Annotated in this window: 16 protein-coding genes; all 16 read right to left on the reverse strand. The window is 42.9% G+C overall.

Annotated elements, in window-relative coordinates; translation table 11 throughout:
* Positions 1 to 279: 279 nt before the first annotated feature.
* The 16 genes from kamC to Gferi_RS11590 all read right to left on the reverse strand — a co-directional run bounded on the left by kamC (position 280) and on the right by Gferi_RS11590 (position 18,105).
* Positions 280 to 1,902: a lysine 5,6-aminomutase reactivase ATPase KamC gene (gene kamC, locus Gferi_RS11520; RefSeq protein ID WP_069976598.1), complete on the reverse strand. Its 1,623-nt coding sequence runs from the start codon at positions 1,900 to 1,902 to the stop codon at positions 280 to 282.
* The gene (gene kamB, locus Gferi_RS11525; protein WP_069976604.1) at positions 1,902 to 2,939 is read right to left on the reverse strand and encodes a lysine 5,6-aminomutase reactivase subunit KamB; all 1,038 of its coding nucleotides are present in this window, start codon (positions 2,937 to 2,939) and stop codon (positions 1,902 to 1,904) included. The genes kamC and kamB overlap by 1 nt, the downstream gene beginning before the upstream one ends.
* A 156-nt stretch (positions 2,940 to 3,095) precedes the next feature.
* Entirely contained in the window at positions 3,096 to 4,349 is a 1,254-nt protein-coding gene (gene kamA, locus Gferi_RS11530) for a lysine 2,3-aminomutase (RefSeq protein ID WP_069976606.1), read from the reverse strand.
* A gap of 18 nt (positions 4,350 to 4,367) precedes the next feature.
* Complete coding sequence (kdd, locus tag Gferi_RS11535; protein WP_069976608.1) at positions 4,368 to 5,405, reverse strand: L-erythro-3,5-diaminohexanoate dehydrogenase; 1,038 nt, start codon at positions 5,403 to 5,405, stop codon at positions 4,368 to 4,370.
* A 279-nt stretch (positions 5,406 to 5,684) separates the two neighbouring features.
* Positions 5,685 to 7,082 (reverse strand): sigma-54 interaction domain-containing protein, encoded by a 1,398-nt coding sequence (locus Gferi_RS11540; protein WP_069976610.1) that lies wholly within the window; start codon positions 7,080 to 7,082, stop codon positions 5,685 to 5,687.
* 90 nt (positions 7,083 to 7,172) lie between these two features.
* Positions 7,173 to 7,931 carry a DALR anticodon-binding domain-containing protein gene (locus Gferi_RS11545; protein WP_069976611.1) on the reverse strand — a complete coding sequence of 253 codons (759 nt, stop codon included), beginning with the start codon at positions 7,929 to 7,931 and terminating at the stop codon, positions 7,173 to 7,175.
* Between the two features lie 9 nt (positions 7,932 to 7,940).
* Positions 7,941 to 8,357: a DUF1934 domain-containing protein gene (locus Gferi_RS11550; RefSeq protein WP_069976613.1), complete on the reverse strand. Its 417-nt coding sequence runs from the start codon at positions 8,355 to 8,357 to the stop codon at positions 7,941 to 7,943.
* Between the two features lie 117 nt (positions 8,358 to 8,474).
* Positions 8,475 to 9,584 (reverse strand): D-alanine--D-alanine ligase, encoded by a 1,110-nt coding sequence (locus Gferi_RS11555; protein ID WP_069976615.1) that lies wholly within the window; start codon positions 9,582 to 9,584, stop codon positions 8,475 to 8,477.
* Positions 9,585 to 9,889: 305 nt separating this feature from the next.
* Positions 9,890 to 11,251 (reverse strand): germination protein YpeB, encoded by a 1,362-nt coding sequence (gene ypeB, locus Gferi_RS11560; protein WP_069976618.1) that lies wholly within the window; start codon positions 11,249 to 11,251, stop codon positions 9,890 to 9,892.
* Positions 11,252 to 11,270: 19 nt separating this feature from the next.
* Positions 11,271 to 11,975 carry a spore cortex-lytic enzyme gene (gene sleB, locus Gferi_RS11565; protein WP_069976620.1) on the reverse strand — a complete coding sequence of 235 codons (705 nt, stop codon included), beginning with the start codon at positions 11,973 to 11,975 and terminating at the stop codon, positions 11,271 to 11,273.
* A gap of 167 nt (positions 11,976 to 12,142) precedes the next feature.
* Positions 12,143 to 12,841, reverse strand: a complete 699-nt coding sequence (spoIIR, locus tag Gferi_RS11570; protein WP_236932725.1) for a stage II sporulation protein R — start codon at positions 12,839 to 12,841, stop codon at positions 12,143 to 12,145.
* A gap of 110 nt (positions 12,842 to 12,951) precedes the next feature.
* Positions 12,952 to 14,127: a Ger(x)C family spore germination protein gene (locus Gferi_RS11575; protein WP_069976622.1), complete on the reverse strand. Its 1,176-nt coding sequence runs from the start codon at positions 14,125 to 14,127 to the stop codon at positions 12,952 to 12,954.
* Positions 14,117 to 15,226, reverse strand: a complete 1,110-nt coding sequence (locus Gferi_RS11580; RefSeq protein ID WP_069976624.1) for a GerAB/ArcD/ProY family transporter — start codon at positions 15,224 to 15,226, stop codon at positions 14,117 to 14,119. The genes Gferi_RS11575 and Gferi_RS11580 overlap by 11 nt, the downstream gene beginning before the upstream one ends.
* A gap of 1 nt (position 15,227) precedes the next feature.
* Positions 15,228 to 16,802 carry a spore germination protein gene (locus Gferi_RS11585; RefSeq protein ID WP_069976627.1) on the reverse strand — a complete coding sequence of 525 codons (1,575 nt, stop codon included), beginning with the start codon at positions 16,800 to 16,802 and terminating at the stop codon, positions 15,228 to 15,230.
* Between the two features lie 137 nt (positions 16,803 to 16,939).
* Positions 16,940 to 17,068, reverse strand: a complete 129-nt coding sequence (locus Gferi_RS29475; RefSeq protein ID WP_408607494.1) for a CLC_0170 family protein — start codon at positions 17,066 to 17,068, stop codon at positions 16,940 to 16,942.
* A gap of 302 nt (positions 17,069 to 17,370) precedes the next feature.
* Positions 17,371 to 18,105, reverse strand: coding sequence for a nucleotidyltransferase family protein (locus Gferi_RS11590; RefSeq protein ID WP_069976631.1), 735 nt, complete (start codon positions 18,103 to 18,105; stop codon positions 17,371 to 17,373).
* Positions 18,106 to 18,109 lie beyond the last annotated feature (4 nt).

Consider the following 18,109-nt stretch of genomic DNA (forward strand, 5'->3'; position numbering starts at 1 on the left):
TTTTGAATCAGTTATAAGATTCGAACATTTAACGGAACGATCACTGATCGTTCCCTACAAAATACAAGTCTAGTCTATCCTATCTTCGGGACGAAAGGATCGTCCTTCTCCCTAGGCGTCACTCTAAGCTAAGTATTTCCAGAAACCCTATCAAAGTGTCACTCTAAGCCTTGGCGAAGAATCTAATTACCTTAATCTAGATCTTGCGACTCCGTTTCACTCCGCTCAGGATGACAAACTATGGATTAGGTTGACACCTATGGGCCATCCCCTAGAATATTATCTGTCTAAATATTTTTCTGCCTGTTCTAAGATCACTTCATCCAGTCCCATCAGACGGGCGATGTTGATGGCATCTTTGGGTACGCTGCTTCTTCCGTTGACAGGCTCCAATCGATAATCCATATATTGATGAACTATTTCAATACCGCCAACCTCCTGCTGGGCCCAAGCCTCCTTTAACGCATCAAAGTCTACATCCACCAACCCGCGCACCTGCAGATGGCAAACCGGACCTTCTGCCAAGCCGTCAATATGGGTTGTAATGACTGTAATGGCATTCTTATCCTGCAAGTATTCTATGATTGCCTTGGATAGGGCATAGCCCTCTGAGGGATTCGTTCCTCTGGCCAATTCATCAATTAATATCAAGCCCTTCTCTGCCGCTCGTTTCAATATTTTTTTGATCTCTACGATCTCTGCACCAAAGGTACTCAGGCCCATGTCGGTAGACTGCAAGTCTCCGAGGGATAGGAAGATATATTCCTTTAAGGAAAATGTCATCCCTTTGGCCGGTACAAAAATGCCAAACTGTGCCATAGCACTGAGCTGGCCGATCAGCTTAAGAGAGATGGTTTTACCGCCCATGTTAGCACCTGTTATGCAAGTAACACCTTTCCTTAATTCTACAGTAATCGGCGTAAATGACTTCCCCTGTTTTCGCAAGGTATCTTCCACTTTGATGTGACGGCCCTCTTGAATATTTAATATACACGCTTTCGATAAAGCCGGCCTTACTCCGTGAAAGCCTAATGCAAAATAGGCTTTTGCAATCAGCAGATCTAAAGCACCTACTGCACGAATATTATCATAAATCCCGGATAAATCCGTCTCAATCTCCTTTGTCAGCTTTTGGCGAACTCGAAATTCCTCCGCCTCTTCCTCCAGCTTCAGATCTTCAATTTGCTGGAACAACTGATCAAACCGCTCATCCATCTTCACTTTATAAGTTATATTCATGTAAGTTTCTGCACTGTACACCAAGCCATCATAGGCTGCAGCCATTTCCATCATTTCACGGTTTCCTTTGTTGATGGTTAGTTCTCCATTGGGTCGAATCTTAAAGCCCAACTCAGCCTGCACCCGATCCCGGGTTTGTATTTTGGCTTGATTAATGGTGTTTTCCAAGTCCCTAATCTTTTCCCGGACGGCTCGCAATTCCTCTGAATATTCATCATAGATATAAAAGGTATTGACCCCAGACTCTTGAGGATCCAGAAGCTTCTGCAGACGGAACATAGGTTGAATCTGCAGTTCCCTTGGAAGGTTCCAAGGGAGTTTCTGCAAAAGCTCCTGCAGCTTTTCTAAAATGCTTAAGAACACCTTGATCTCAAACAACTCCACCACGCTGAGTACTGTATTTTCCTCTACACGCTTGAAGGATCCTCTCAAATCTTTCATATTCTTAAATTGACTTCGGATCTCCACAAAGGTGTAGCGATGTTTTTCCAATAACATCAATACCTTTTCTGTCCGGTTTAATTCCTCTTCCAACAGAGATTCTTCTCCCAAGCTAAAAGGTCTCATTTCCTTTTTTTGCACTTCTCCATAGGGCGTATATACGGTTATTCGATCAAATATATAGTCCAGATCTAAATTCTTTTCTATTTTTTCTGTAATCATTAGGCATCACCGCCTAATACTACGTCAAATACAGGAATAGGATTTAAAAACTGCTCCATCTTATATCTAAACTCCTCAGGATTAAAATAATAGCCCTGGGGCGCATAAGGATTCACGGTCACTGCCACCGCCTGAATTTTGTCTACGACCTGTATCTGAATGCCTATTTTCTCAAAATATAAAAAATCCCGGACATCAATAAATATCTTTGTAGCATCCTTTACAACAAAAATCACCTGCTTATATCTTTGTGTAGCAGCAATAATATCTTTCAAGGTTTTGCTAACCAGTGAACCTCCGATTACCACATACCTTGTATTTTCTTCAATGGCGCTTCCAATGACCGCACCGCTATTGAGGGCAGTCTTGATCTCCAGCCTTTTGGTATTTCCCGCTTCATCCACCATGTAGCAGCCTTTCTCCTCCATCATGGATGCAATCCGCTGTCTTAACCTTTCATCCTCTACCACCGGCAGGGAAAACAACCGGGTTTGGTGAATAGAGCGTTCAATTACCCGGTTCATATCCCGGCTGAGTACTGCACCTGTCGCCAATATCGTCGCCTCTGTAACTGCCGGTGAAGCCGATGCCACCCGATCAATGGCGCCATCCACAATCACCAGCTGCGCCCCATAAAACAGCAGCTTCTGGGCCACTTCCTTCATCTCTCCATTGGTATTAGGGCCTGCAATCTGCACATATCCCGCATTTTTTGCCTGTGCAATTACAATTCTGCCCATGGAGGTGGAAAAATCCGTCACCTCAAGTATTTCCATTCTTACTTCCGACCACTTAAAAGTTTCTTCCGTTGTTGCGATCAAGGTCCCTTCAGCCACGTAGATTAAAGGTTTCTCAGTACTGGTCACAAGATCCTGTTTTTCTCCGTCCCGACCTGTGGAGGTAATCCCCAAGCGTACATTTCTTTCCACGGCTTCATCGATGAGTGCATTTAGCGTCATGGTTTTTCCTGCATTCTTTGCCATTCCTACCACGGAAATGATTCTATATTTACTTTGTATGAGATCCATTAATTGCATGGTTGAAACCTCCTTTGAAAGCCAATACATGTTGCCTGAAAAAATGAGAATTTTACGGGACGACACGCAGGTCGTCCCCTACTATTCTTTATTGTATAGAAACGACATACCCTATGTGCGGGCAGATACAGGGCCTGCCCCTACATTTTCTGTTGTCTACTCGTGATGCCCTCTTTTGTGCCGTTCTAAGTCTCCTGGCTCTAATGCCACTTGATTGCCTTGAAGCAGTCCTGCTACGCCTGTTATTTTGTGTTCTCTTTCTTTTTTGCATACCGGACAGCTGCACGTCTCTTTATAAGGCTCTGGCTGTGTATAAGTTGTGATAACTCCTTCGAAGTTTCTTAGGATTACTTTTTCCGGAGATTGGGAAATTAAGTATTGCGGCATTACAGGAATCTTTCCGCCTCCACCCGGTGCATCTACTACGAAAGTCGGTACTGCATATCCGGAGGTATGGCCTCTTAATCCTTCGATAATTTCAATTCCTTTGGCTACCGGTGTTCTAAAATGTTCTATTCCTACAGAAAGGTCACATTGATAGATATAGTAAGGTCTTACACGATTTTTTACCAGATTGTGCACTAGGTCTCGCATGATATGCACACAGTCATTTACACCTCTTAGCAGTACAGACTGGTTCCCCAATGGAATCCCTGCATCTGCCAATAATGTTAATGCCCGCTTCGCTTCAGGCGTCATTTCTTTTGAATGATTGAAGTGGGTATTCAACCAGATTGGATGGTATTTTTTCATCATATTTACGAGCTCCGGTGTAATTCTTTGCGGGAGAACCACTGGCGTTCTAGAGCCTAAACGAATGACTTCCACATGAGGAATAGCTCTTAGTTTACTGATGATGTATTCCAATCTTTCGTCACTTACCAGCAGGCAGTCTCCGCCGGATAGCAGTACATCCCGTATTACCGGTGTGTTTTTGATGTATTCAATGGCGGCATCGATTCGATCCATTGGCAGAACATCATCCTGCTGTCCCGCGAACCTTCTTCTTGTACAGTGTCTGCAGTACATGGAACACATGTCTGTGATCAGCAGCAGTACTCTATCCGGATATCGATGCGTCAAGCCCGGTACCGGTGAATCTGTATCTTCATGGAGAGGATCATCCATATCTGCATCGCTCTTATAGGTCTCGTACAGGGTGGGTACTGCCTGCTTTCTTACAGGACAGTCAGGATCATTGGGATCCATCAATGCAGCATAGTAAGGTGTAATCCCCATCCGCAGTATTTCAAGAGACTTTATAATTCCTTCTTCTTCCTTTTGCGTCAGATTGATTACCTTCTTTAAGTCTTCAAGATTATCAACTCTATTTTGTACCTGCCAGTGCCAGTCATCCCACTGTTCCTGTGTCACATTTTTCCATAGTTCGATTTCTCTAAAATTTCTCATTATAAACCCTCCCAGTTTTTACGCATATAATTCTTCGTAAACTTTTCTTAATGCTTGGCTTTCTCTCATAATCTGCAGTGTAATCTCTGCATGCCCTTTTGTATAACCGTTTCCAACGATCATCGTTACATCCGAGCCCACACCCTCTGCGCCTAGAGCAGCCTTTGTGAAGCTGGTAGCCATACTAAAGAAGTAGATCAATCCATCTTTTTTCGTTGCCAATATACAAGACATTTCTGTATCTTGAACATTTACACAGTTAATCGTGATATCTGCCATTTTTCCATTTGTAGCTGCTGCGACTTTTTCCATGATTTCTACAGGTTTTGTAGCATCTGCGGCAATATATACATCAGCAATATCTGCTTCCTTAGCTCTGGCTAAACTCTTTTCGCTATGACCCAAACAGATCACTTTTCCTGTAACTCCAGCTCTGCGCTTTGCTTCATAGCAGCAGAGCATACCGGATTTTCCTGCACCGCCTACTACCACCACTGTATCTCCAGGCTTCACCAGTTTAGCGGTTTGTGCAGGAGCACCCGCCACGTCCAATACCGATAGGGCTAAGTTTTCCGGCAGATCCTTTGGAATGACCGCGTAAATACCACTTTCAAATACGATCGCCTTACCTTTTATGTCTACTTGATCAATATCTTTTCGGATTTCTAAAATTTCATCGATGCGCAAAGGTGTTAAAGAAAGAGATACCAATGTAGCAATCTTGTCTCCTGCTTTCAAATCAACTTTTCCCTCTAGGGCAGATCCGATTTTCTCTACCGTCCCAATCAGCATCCCCCCGGAGCCTGTCACTGGGTTTTGATGCTTTCCTCTTTCCGCTACAATTTCAAGCATAATTTCTTTTATTTTCTCAAGGTCTCCTTCTGCCTGCTGCTTAATTTGTGTAAAGCTGGCAGAGTCAATATTTAAAGTTTGTACATCAATTAATATTTCATTGTCATAGAGCTCCATCGTGTTGTCAATTTTTTTCGCCGGTTGTGGCAGTGCACCTGCCGGTTCAATTACTCTGTGTGTTCCTAAAGGACATCCTTTTTTCATACTGTTTCTCCTCCTTATATATCTTTCTAACTTTTTAATTTTTTATTTTATTCACCGAAGGCAATTATATTGCAAGGATCGTGCCATATGAATCCATTGCAAGGTATCAGGTGCAAGCCGGAGGGAAAACCCTTGCAATTCCTAGAAAGTGAACAAATTTCCGGGAAAATGTTTTCCTTGTGAAGCATTTTAGGATATTTGTTGTGCTCAATTTTCGGCACATTTTCCGGAACGGCACAGAGGCCATTCCCTACATTCTCCCAATCAAACCCACACTTCCTACTTCGTCAAGCCATACTTTTTCAGTTTGTACTGCAATGTTTGGCGTGGGATGTCCAGTTCTTCTGCTGCACGGCTTACATTTCCTCCACAGGATTCAAAACAGCTGCGAATCATTTCCTGCTCATAGTCCTCTAAAGCTCTTTTAAGGGATACAGATTTTTCTTCTTTTCCATTGTTTTTCTTGTTCTTCCGGAAGTAGGCAGGCAGGTTCTCCATCTGAATAGTCTGTCCGTCCATTAAATTCATGGCACCCTCAATGATATGCTCCAATTCCCTGACGTTTCCTGGCCAGGCGTACTGTTGAAGCACCGACTGAACTTCCGATGTAATTCCCGTAATATTTTTCCCCAATCTGTCATTAAACTTATCAATAAAGTACTGAGTTAGCAGGGGAATATCTTCCTTTCTTTCTTTCAAATCAGGGATTCGGAGCTCCACTGCATTTAGTCGATAGTATAAATCCCGTCTCAACTGTTTTCCTTCAACAGCTGCCCTCGGCTCCATATTGCTGGCGGCGATAATCCGCACATCTACATTTCTGGTCTTAATATCTCCAACACGCCGAATACTGCCGTCCTGCAATACCCGCAGCAGCTTTGCCTGAAGCTCCATAGGCATCGCATTGATTTCATCTAAGAACAGGGTCCCTCCATGAGCCAGCTCGAAAAGTCCTGCCCGATCATCCGCCCCTGTAAAGCTTCCCTTCACCGTGCCAAATAGAATCCCTTCCAAAAGTGTTCCTGGCAGCGCGGCACAATTCTGGGCAATAAAAGGTTTGTCCCTTCTCGGACTGGCATTATGGATTGCCTGTACAAACAACTCTTTTCCTGTGCCGGTTTCTCCATAAATCAAAATCGGCGAAGGAGTCTGGGATGCCTTCATGGCTAATCCTTTTAAGGCCAACATCTCTTGACTTTGTCCGATAATATCAATAAATGTATAGGCAGCACTGTCCTTCACTTTTTTTTGTTTCTGACCACTCTCTTTGTGCAGTAAGCGCTCCTGGAGGTCCACCAGCCGTTCTGACAACTCCCGCACATCAGTAATATTTTTCGAGACCTCAATCGCTCCTACAACCTTGTTATTTGCTTTTATGGGCAGAGAAGTATTTATGGTTGTAATCTTTTTTCCCTTATAATTAATAAAGGTTTGTTGTACCTGGAAGCTAGGCAGTCCGGTACGGATGGCATGAAGCAAGGTACTGGTTTCCGGTGAAAGGGAGGGATACACCTCCAGAATATGCCGTCCGATGGTATCCTCTTGCTTAATGTCCTCCAGTTCTGACGCCGCCCGGTTATAGTAGATAATCCTTCCCCGGCTGTCAATGATCTGTACACCCTCTGCGATATGATCCAACAAAATCTCCATATTCCTCTTAGAAAAAATTAAATCCATCTTCCATCCTCCTCTGCCGATTTTTCGTCATCTTCTGCCCAATTTTCGTCAGTTGATTTATAAAATATGCTCACATTCGGTGAGCATTCATTACATTTTTACTGGTGCATCGATACCCAAAAGACCTAATAATTCTCCAATGATCCTTCCCATCGACGCCAATACCTTTAGTGTACCATAAAGCAAAGAAGGATTCAAAGAACGGAATAAAAGTCCCTCATGATACCGATAAAAGAGGTTATTCAACCCCACCAGGTAGTCCAGGAGCACTTTGCTATCCCGATTTTCTAAGGTTTGGCCAATCATTGCAGGATAACCCAATAACTGCTTTAGAATCTGCTTTTCTGTATCACTGCCATGATAGTCGAAGCTGATTCCCGGACCTTTATGACAAATACCCTCAGATCTTAAGATTTCAAGCACAGAACAAATTCTGCTGTGAGCATATTGGATTCTTTTAATTTCTTCCGGCAGCAATTTCTCTTGAATCAATTCCTTTGCTTCCTGTGTCTTTAAAATCACTTCTATACGTTCCTTCACATTTGAGGACATAGACTCTGGCAATACATTTTCAAACACTTTATAAAGCCATTTTTCTTTCAGATAGAAGTTAATAAATCCCGGTGTAATGACCTTGACCTCCACTGCTGTCCAATTATTTTTTATTTTCTCTGCCAGCGCTTCAGCCAACATCATTGGACTTTTTCTCAATTCCTTTGCCATTTTTAGTGCAACATTGCTCGTAAAATCTCCATGGTCCTTATTTTTCGGTTCCATGACCTCGATCTGTTCTGCGTTCTCTATTTCAGGCAGTGCCAGCAGTATCTGTCTTTTGATCTCCGCTTTCATAAGTTTCTCCTACATGATGCGTATGCTTAGTTTATTGTGGCTTTCCACCAAACCTTCAAGGCTGATATTATACTCAATATAAATATCTCCCTTATCTGCATCCGTCATATTGCACGTAATCTTACGAGTGAGTACCTCCATATCAAAGATCCCATAGGGTGTGTTATAATGGGTAACATATTTTTTTCCTTTTTGAAAAATAATCTCCGAGTTGGCTGTACCAAAGCGCCGCATCGACACCTGGTCCTGGATTACCTTTACAGTAGTCGTACACCCCTCCATCCCGGAGATTTCACTTTCCTCGTAAACGAGATAAGTAGCATTTTCTTTTTTATAGAGCTTCCCCTCTGTGGTCAGCTCGATCGTACTTTCTTCTCCACCTATATTGCGCTGGGTTCCTTCTATTCTTAGCATGATATTTTTCATTAGTAAATCCTCACTCTCTTTATTAGGTACAAAGGTACCTGCCTATTTTACGGGCAGACACAGAGATCTACCCGTACGAAAACTCATAATTCTAATAAATGCATATATCTCTCAACTTTACTTATCCTGATGCCTCTCAACCGCCAGTTGGATCAATTGATCGATCAATTGAGGGTAAGGAAGACCCGCAGCATCCCACAACAGCGGATACATGCTATACTTGGTAAAGCCGGGCATGGTATTGATTTCATTAATATAGATTTTCATCGTTTCCTTCTCCATAAAGAAATCTACGCGGGCTAACCCGGAACAATCTATGGCCTTATAGGCTTTTATTGCCATTTCTCTAATCTCCATAGCCTTTTCCGCTGGAATATCCGCAGGTATAATCATCTTAGATTTTCCATCGTCAAAATACTTGGCCTCATAATCATAAAACTCATGGGAAGGTATAATCTCCCCTACTACTGATGCTTTCGGTTCATCATTACCCAGTACAGCACATTCTAATTCCCGGCAAGCAATAAATTCTTCCACCAAAATCTTTCTGTCATGCCGGGCAGCTGCCTGAAGTCCCTTCAACAGCTCCTCTTGGTTGCGGGCCTTGCTAATCCCCACACTGGAGCCTAAATTGGCAGGTTTGATAAACACAGGATAAGAAAAGTTCTCTTCAATCATCTCCACATAAACCTGCGGATTTTCTCGAAGCTTTTTCCGCATAACCAGCATGTACTTGCCCATAGGCAAGCCGACCATTTCAAATATTCTTTTTGAGTAAATCTTATCCATTCCTACAGCAGAAGCCAATACCCCTGCACCAACATAGGGAATATCCGCCATCTCCAATAGCCCCTGTATCGTGCCATCTTCTCCATAGGGACCATGGAGTACAGGAAAAATCACATCGATCTGTTCTCCCAAATAGGGGGGAATCCCAGGCACAATCGCCTGCGAAGGTTCATTTCCCATGGGGATCACAGTAAAAACGCTGTGCTGGGGATCTTCCTGAAGCAGCTTATTGGAAATCCCTTCCCACTCTCCTGATTCGATCTTCTCTATAGGACCGTTATATAGCATCCAACTGCCTTCATTTGTAATGCCAATAGGAATAATGTTGTATTTTTCTCTGTCCATGGCGCGCATCACAGAAGCAGCTGACATGAGAGACACTTCATGCTCTCCTGATTTGCCCCCGAATATGATCCCTATGTTTAATTTTTTGGTCATAGAAAAACCCCCTTTTATATTTGGGTGATCACATAGCAAATTTTCTATAGAACTTTTATCGAATAAGAAATTATAGCCTTAAAAGGTTATAGATGTGTGATTGAGAAAGTATTTATATACATTCTACCCTTACTATCATTAATATTCTATACTTCTATCGGATATTATTCAAATGATTTATAAATTGCGAGAGATAGTGCGTACTTTATGCAAGAAGCAAAACTGGACAAAATGCTTGCAAATAAACAAGGGAGAGATTTCTCTCTCCCCCCTTGCATGTCTCCATAATCGATATTCAACGTCGATTAAATCATCAACGTTCCGTTTTCTTTTTCCACAGTCTTTAAGATCTTTTCCTCTACACCAGTGTTGGCATTGACATAGACTAAGAATTTATCCTGCTTATAGTTTGCTTCAAATTCATAGCACAGAATTTCTCCAAAAGCATCGGTGGGAATGATACACAGCTGTCCCTCTTCTTCTATCTGTGCCCGAATCGTCGCCTTTTTCCGTGCTTCAGCAGAGGTCAGCTTCGGAGTCTCAATATCCCGCTGATAATTGGAGGTTAAGAATTGGGTAGCATCAAAGCCTACCACTTCTCCATTGTCTAATGCAATCTTAACTTTGATCAAGTCAGGATAAATAACGATATCATTCTGTTTATAAACATAGTTGACTAATACTACATTGTCATACCGCATCGTATAAGTAGGCATCATGTTTTTAAAGCCTTTTTCTTCTAAAAATTTATCTGCCCGCTTAATCGCTTGCTTAGGTGAAATGTTGGCTTTTGGTACATCTCTATTGTTGAGAATATAGACAGGATAACCAACCCGTTGACTAATATCTATATAGATAGTATTTCCTTTCCCTTCTGCTTGATTCTTTGGAATAGCCTCAAAGCTGTAGGTATCGATTCTGCCTGTACTTCCCGGTGCGGAGGCTGCTGTCTTGATCGTGCCTTCTCCTAAAAACTCCTTTACTTTTTCCCGGGCCTGCTCCTCTGTGATTTTATCACCCTCCAGTCTAGGCTTTTTGCCCTTTACCACATGTTCGGAGAAGGGACCATCATAAATCAGCTCCGGATACTCTACCATTCTCTCTTCAAATTTGTTAAACTGTACATCGATAGGATTTTCTTCCTCTGCTTTTCGATTTAGTTTTTTGTTTGCTTTCCGGATCAGTTCTCCAGTCCATACCTCTCCTTTAAATATGCTGTTATGGAGTTCCTGCAGCTCTAAGCATAGACTGGCTGAATAGTTATGTAAACTTTCTAAATTCTCTAGCTCCTGTTCTGAAAGCTGTTCTCCATCTAGGTTTCTTTTTGCCAAAGCAAAGGTATAATCTCCCACCTGATTTAAAAACTTCTCTGTTTTACTAACCTGTGCATGCTGGATGGGCAATTGTGCAAGCTTTTCCTGGGCATTATAGGAATTTTTCCATATGTTTGAATATAGGATAATATTTTGTCGTGTTTGGCCTGACACCATCAGTTTTGACAAATCCGTGGTAATACTTTGTACACTTCCTGTCAGATCATAATACAACCGCTGATTGTTATTCATAAAAAAGGTTGCGTATTCTTCTCTGGCCTGCTGCTGATTGTACCCCCATACACCTGCGACAATTAGCGCGATGGCCAATAGGATTGGCAGTATATATTTCATCCTTACACCTCCTTATTCACTAGTTACCAAACCAGTGTTTTCCAATCTTTTTCTCTACCGTTCTAGACCATATCCATTTGCTGGTGGCTGTAGCAGGATTCCAATAATAGAGACAGCCACCGGTAGGATCCCAGCCGTTCAGGGCATCCCGCGCAGCCTTAAAACTGGTTTCTGTCGGCTCCATATTCATTTGTCCATCCGCTACTGCAGTAAAGGCTGCGGGCTGATAAATCACTCCTGCAATGGTGTTGGGGAAGGACGGATGTCTCGTTCGATTGAGAACAACTGCACCAATGGCCACCTGTCCAATGTAAGGCTCCCCTCTGGCTTCTCCTGTGATCGCTCTTGCCAATAGCGTGGTTTCCTGATCTCTTGATATTACGTTGCTGCTGGATTGATAATCCTTAGGTGCTGCTTTTGCTTCTACAGGAAATCCCAACGCCTTTCGTGTGGCAGAACCTACTACCCCGTCAGCGGTTAGCCCATGTTTTCGTTGAAAGGATTTCACCGCTTCAAAGGTTCCTCCGCCAAATACACCATCTACCGGACCCTTATAATAGCCCCAGTCTTTCAGAGTTTGCTGCAGCTTTCTTACCTCTGCACCGGTAGATCCCCAGTACATGGTCTGTGCTGCTGCAACATTAAAATAACTATCTAAGTAGATCAGCGACCCAATACAAGCTGCCAGCATGATGGCAGTGGCAGCCAATGCGATCTTTCGCATACTTTTTTCCTCCCTTCACAGATTTGTGAATACAACTCTATTTTTTGTAGGGCTGGAAGCAATTATGCGAAGATTGGCTACTGGGTATAATTTCAAAAACAAGAAGGAAACGACAACGCCGTTTCCTTAAATATATTACGGGCAGGCACAAGGCCTGCCCCTACATCCTATTCATTCAATCCTACTACCCGTCCAATATTTGCCTTTGCACTTTCAAAGATTTCCGCTACTTTAAACTTCAGCTTAACGGGAACAGCTTCCTCACTACTGGCGGTACTGATCCTCCGGAATTCTTCTTCTGTCAATACACTCATCAATTCACGCTTTGTTTTTTCATTGGTCAAGCCGCTTTTCATATCCACAAAACATAGAGGTGGGAAGAGCACGCACCACCAGTTTGCACCCTGTCCTCTTCCGATGACGATTCTCAAAGCCTCATAGGAACCGGCGGGCAAAGTAATGCTGCCATAGTTCTTCGTAGGAAAGTTTACTTCTCCCAGCTCCGCTCTCACCGTATCACTGCTGCCATTCTTCTGCAGTTCCTCCATAGCGATGGTTTCAATATTTTCCAGGCTTGCCTGCAAAATTTTTCTCGTCTCATCCAGGCTTTTCGATTGCTCGAACTTCGGATTCATCTCTGCGATCACCCGGTCCCGTACCTTGAGCTTTAGGGCTTGATCTTCCGGAGAATCACTGTTGGCCAGCACATGAAATCTTATAAGCCGCTCCTTATAGCTGTCCTTATCCGCCTTTGCCTCAAAAGCTGCAGAAAAGAAGTATGTAGTTACCATGGCAATAAAAACTATACCGATCATACATCGTTGTCTTGCTTGATGCATATCTATCATCCTAAAGTTGATCTTCATAAAAATCCCCCTCTTGCTACGATTTTATTCTACTTTCAGTATTAGCAAAGAGGGGAATTTTTAAACTGCATTGTAGGATTTTTTCCTTGGAACTTTTTACCGGATTCCTCTTATCTCGACACACCGACTCTTCGAATTTTTAACTCTACACTGACTTCAAGCTTCGTATAAGGATATATTTCCTTCCATTGGTCCTTTACGCGCGCCCAAAGATCCGGCTGAAACTTTCTCAAATGCTCACCTGCTTGTACCACATCTACCTGATACTCTTTCTGCAGCTTTTCATAGGTTTCTTGAATCTGCATATGAATGTCTCTTGCTGCTATTTTTTCTAGATTTCGAATATACTTCTCATCAAAGGTTTCTCCTTTGACTCCAAAAAGATGCTGTTCTATAACGCCCTCTGCTTCCACCTTAAAGGCCACCACAATTTCTCCATCCCTTTCAAACGCCCGCATCTCTGTATTGGATTCAGTGATCTCCACTGGGATTATCTTTTCATCTATCTTTGGGCTAACCTCTGTGGTTTTTATCTTATCCTGCATGAACATCAGCGCCCGGGTCTCCATTTCTCCCAGCCATCCTACTAAACGATACTCCTTTAGCACAGCAGCACCGGCGATTTTTATATCCTCCTCTGTTGCCACGATCCGGGGTGCAATGGCTGTCTGGCTTTCATGAAGACTGCGCAGAATATACCCCAGATCTGCATCGGCCATACGAGCGGTGTTCGCTTTCTGCCGCAGCAGTTCAAATATGTAGATTCCTGCCTTTGGGTCTAGAGGAGGTTTACTGTTTAAAACATCCTTTGCCTTCTCCGGTGTGATAACGATGTTTATCTTACGTCCCAGCAAGGGACTTCTTTCGATTGCATCCAGTACTTCCCGCATCAACGCTTCATCCCTGGCCAAGGCTTCTCCGATTACAAAAACCTTCGTATGCCCAAAAAAGACTGTATTCTTTATTTTTGTAGACATCAGCTTCTCAACGTCATAAAAGTCTTTCCCCGCTCCAGTAAAGATAAAGGAAGCCTCCCCTTCTCCTTTCCCTGCGATCACGCCCGTATTAGGAAATGTATAGGTGATGGTATAGCGATTTCTGGGTTGATCCTCCGGTTCACTGGGTTCCCCCAAGGGGCTTTTTTCATTTACTTTCACTTTTTCTTCAAACTTATCGAGGCCAACAGCGACAATAAAGGCCCGTTCATTGATTTCTACCTTGTCCCAACAGCCGGTTAAAAAAAGAAGGCTGATCCCACACAATATGATCCACTTTTTAAGGGGCATTTTTCTTTCCTCCCTTGCTTTTTTTGAAAAAGCTGATGATCAACAATAAAAGAGGCAGCAGTACCATAAAAAAGCTACCGGCATAATTGGAATAAATATCGATCCAATCGTTTAACTGGATCAAATTATCAGGAATAAAAGCCAAAAAATATATAATCGGAAGTAAGGGTAGTACAAAAAAATTAAATTCCTTTGTTTTAAAAATACGGCTTAATATCAAGGCTGATCCATAATATGCACTTACCAGGCTCATAAAAACTGCAATTACCCATATGCTCATAATAAAGGCATCCAGGTTTTCTATAAAGGCTCCGGGCAAATCCACGGTTTTGAAAACCTCTAGGGTGGGCCAGATGATATGGGTGGTTTCTACCAGCCCAAACCGTGCTACAACAACAAATACAATGGAAATATAGTAAAAGGAAACCAGGCCCACGGTCAGCAGCATGGCATTTCCGATTTTTTTAGGTTCCTTGACAAAAGCAGCATATAATAGAGTTAATTCGATGCCGATAAAGCTAAAAAACACCACAGGTATTCCTTTGATCAGCTTTAGGATGGGAGTCCGAAAAATGGGATAAAACTGGGTGTAATCTATCTCCGGTATGATCGGCAGCAGTATTAGGACAGATATAATGGTAATAATGGGAAACAGAAATTCTGCCATCCTGGCAATGGATTCAATACCACTTCTTGCGGTATAAACGGAACCCAGCAGTATAGTGATCGCCAATACTTCTATGGGCGTTTCAAAAAGCAGATACTGCTTGGTGATCTCACCAAAGCTCCTTACCTCATAGGCCGAAAGAATCATTAAATATCCAAAAAAACCTAGTGCGATGACCGTTCCAAAGAACTTCCCCAGCAGGGTATTTCCAAACTCTACTATGGTTTCTCCAGGAAACTTTTTTACCAGAAGGAATATGATCCAGCCTGCTAAAAGGGCAAATATACTGCCCCCTAGTACTAAAAATAGTCCGTCGGGCCCTGCTTCTTCTACTACCATTCTCGGCAGCGATAAGATCCCTACGCCCATAATGGTCATAACGAGGATGGCTGACAGCTGGCTGCTCAAAATGACATCGTTGTCGCGATTCATCCTATACATCATCCTCCTTTTTTATATCATTCTTGGGTGTTTTCATCCGAATATTATCCTCCTGATGCAAGTACTGCGGCCGCTTTTTCATGAAGCGCAGATGTACTCTGATAAAGGCGTCTTTAAAGTCATTAAAGGTAGTGCTGCTGGCAGTATAGGGACTCATGTAAGGTACACCGAAGCTCTTCAGATTGCACAAATGGGTAATCACCATTAATAAGGAAAGAATCACGCCATACAGACCAAAAACAGCGGCCGACGCCATTAGGATAAATCTCAATAATCGGAATGCAATGGCAAAGCTGTAGCTGGGCGACGCATAGGCGGCCATGGCTGTCAAGGCTACTACGATCACCATCAAGGGACTAACCACGCCGGCTTCTACTGCTGCCTGCCCCAATACAAGACCGCCCACGATACCGATGGTGGCACCAATGGGGGCCGGCAGTCGAATCCCTGCTTCCCGCAACAGCTCCAGCGCCCCTTCCATTAGAAAAGCTTCTAGAAATGCAGGGAAGGGTACATTGTTTCGGCTTCCTGCTACATATAAAGCTAAAGCCGTAGGCAGCATACCGGGGTGATAGGAGGTAACGGCAATATACAGTGCCGGCAGGATCAATGCAATCAAAATCGAAAGATATCGCAGGCCGCGAACGGCTGAAGCAATAAAAAACCGTTCATAGTAGTCCTCCGGTGACTGCAGCAAGGTCGTTATTGTAGCCGGTGCAACCAATGCAAAGGGTGTATTGTCGATAAGGATGGCTACCCTTCCTTCATAAAGTGCTGCTGCTACTACATCGGGACGCTGGGTATGCTGCAGCTGCGGGAACGGGGAACGCCATTCATCCTCAATCAACTGCTCGATATATCCACTTTCCATAATGGTGTCAATATCAATCAAATCTAATCTCTCTTTTACCATTTTCAGTACGGGCTTATTGACGATCCCTTCAATATACATGACGGCAATATCCGTCTTAGAACGCCTACCGATTTGCATCTGCTTGATACTAAACTTAGGATCTCGAATTCTGCGACGTACCAGAGCAGTGTTCATCCGCATGGTCTCCGTAAAACCTTCTCGTGCACCGCGAATAACGGTTTCTGTTGAAGGCTCACTCACACTTCTGGAAGGCCACTTTTTGGTGGCAATGATCACAATTTTTTCCCATTTATCTAAAATGAGTACAGTTTCACCTGAAAGAATATTGTCTACTGCTTCATTGATATCTTCCACTTCTCTTAAATCAGAAACAGAAATTGTCCCATCTTTGATCACTTCATAAATCTTTTGCCGCAGGTTATGGAGGTCTAAGTCTGCCATACGGGCTAGCAGCATTAAACTTTTCAGTACATTTTCATTCAATAAATCCTTATCTGCCAATCCATCTACAAAAATGGTAGCAAAGCTCATTTTCTGCTGCTGGCCTACCTTAAATTCACGGTAAACCACATCATCAGTACCTTTTAGAATCTCTTTGATGCTTTCCAGGTTTTTCTCATAGTCTTTTTCTACAGGGATTTTTCCCCTGGGATCTTCTTTTTTCTTTGAAAACAGCTCCTCAAAAAAGCTCATGCTGTGTCTCCCTCCAATGCTTGATATATGACGGAACGGTGAGGGCACTGTTCCCTACAAAATTCTAAAATGAGAGATGTAGGGATCGACGCCCTTATCGTTCCGAATAAAAATCAGGATTCTCAGTCACATATATATCAAAAAATGCGGAACACAACGTACATTCCAATACTGCCTACGATATAGGCAATCCCCATATATTTGCAAATCCTCCCTTCTTTTTTTAGCTTTTTTTGCTTCAAGGAAGGGTAGTCAAGCAATAGCAAGAACAGCCCAATGGCGATCAGTACGAGTCCGCCGGTTGGCGTGTAGAGGTCTTTTACTTCTTGATAAAATAAACGTATCCATTTCAGTAAAATAGTATCACCTTCTCCAATGAAAGTCTCATACTATACTATTTGCATAATTCTCCATAGATATGCAAAAGGAGCAGTCTTTAACTGCTCCTTTTGCATGTTTTGTTATAGATAGGCTTTACTCCCAGAAAACGAGACATGGGGACACGCCTCTCCTACGTTAAGGAATTTCCCCAAGTCTCGTTTTTACAAAACTCACTTCTTTATTGGAATTATATGATATACTTTTCTGCTATGAGAATGTCTTCCGGTTTATCAATGTCATTACCCACCTCAGGATAAGTCGAGATAATGGCTTTCCCCCGAATCCCCATTTGATTTTCTACCCGTGTCTCGATATCTTTGATGGAAAGCTTCCCGATCACCAGCTTGAGCAAACACTTGATCCCCAACAAGCTGCACATCCTAAGCGGATTTTTCCGATGCATCAGCATCTTTCTTCCTATTTCCATATACCGTCCTACTTTTTCCGTATCTACAAAAAACAGATTGCCTCCCGTAAAAATTCCATCAGCCAGCTTTACAAAGGTTCTCTTTGCCTCAGGATATCTCCCCTCCAGCGTCTCCTTCTGAACCACGGAATAGCACAGGTCTGCTTCTAACGCCAGGCTTTGCCCCACAAAATCATTGATGGCATCCTTTGTAATCATAGGAATATCACTGGTAGAAATCAATATCCTTTTTTTCGGAAAGGCTTCAATTCCCATCTGTATATTGTCAATCAATGATGGACTGCTCTGCTTTATCCGCACAGTTTCGTCCAATGCTAATTTCTTTAATTCTTCCAGGTCTCCAATGACCAAAATTTCGTCTATGCACTGTGTTTCTAGTAGGGCATCAATTACATAGCGGATCATTGCCTTATCTCGTATTTTTAGCAGCGACTTATTTTGCAGCCGCCCCGCCAAGGCTTCTCCTTGTCCCCCTAAGATCACAGCCTTTGTCATATTT

This window comes from Geosporobacter ferrireducens, from assembly GCF_001750685.1.
Taxonomy (GTDB): domain Bacteria; phylum Bacillota; class Clostridia; order Peptostreptococcales; family Thermotaleaceae; genus Geosporobacter; species Geosporobacter ferrireducens.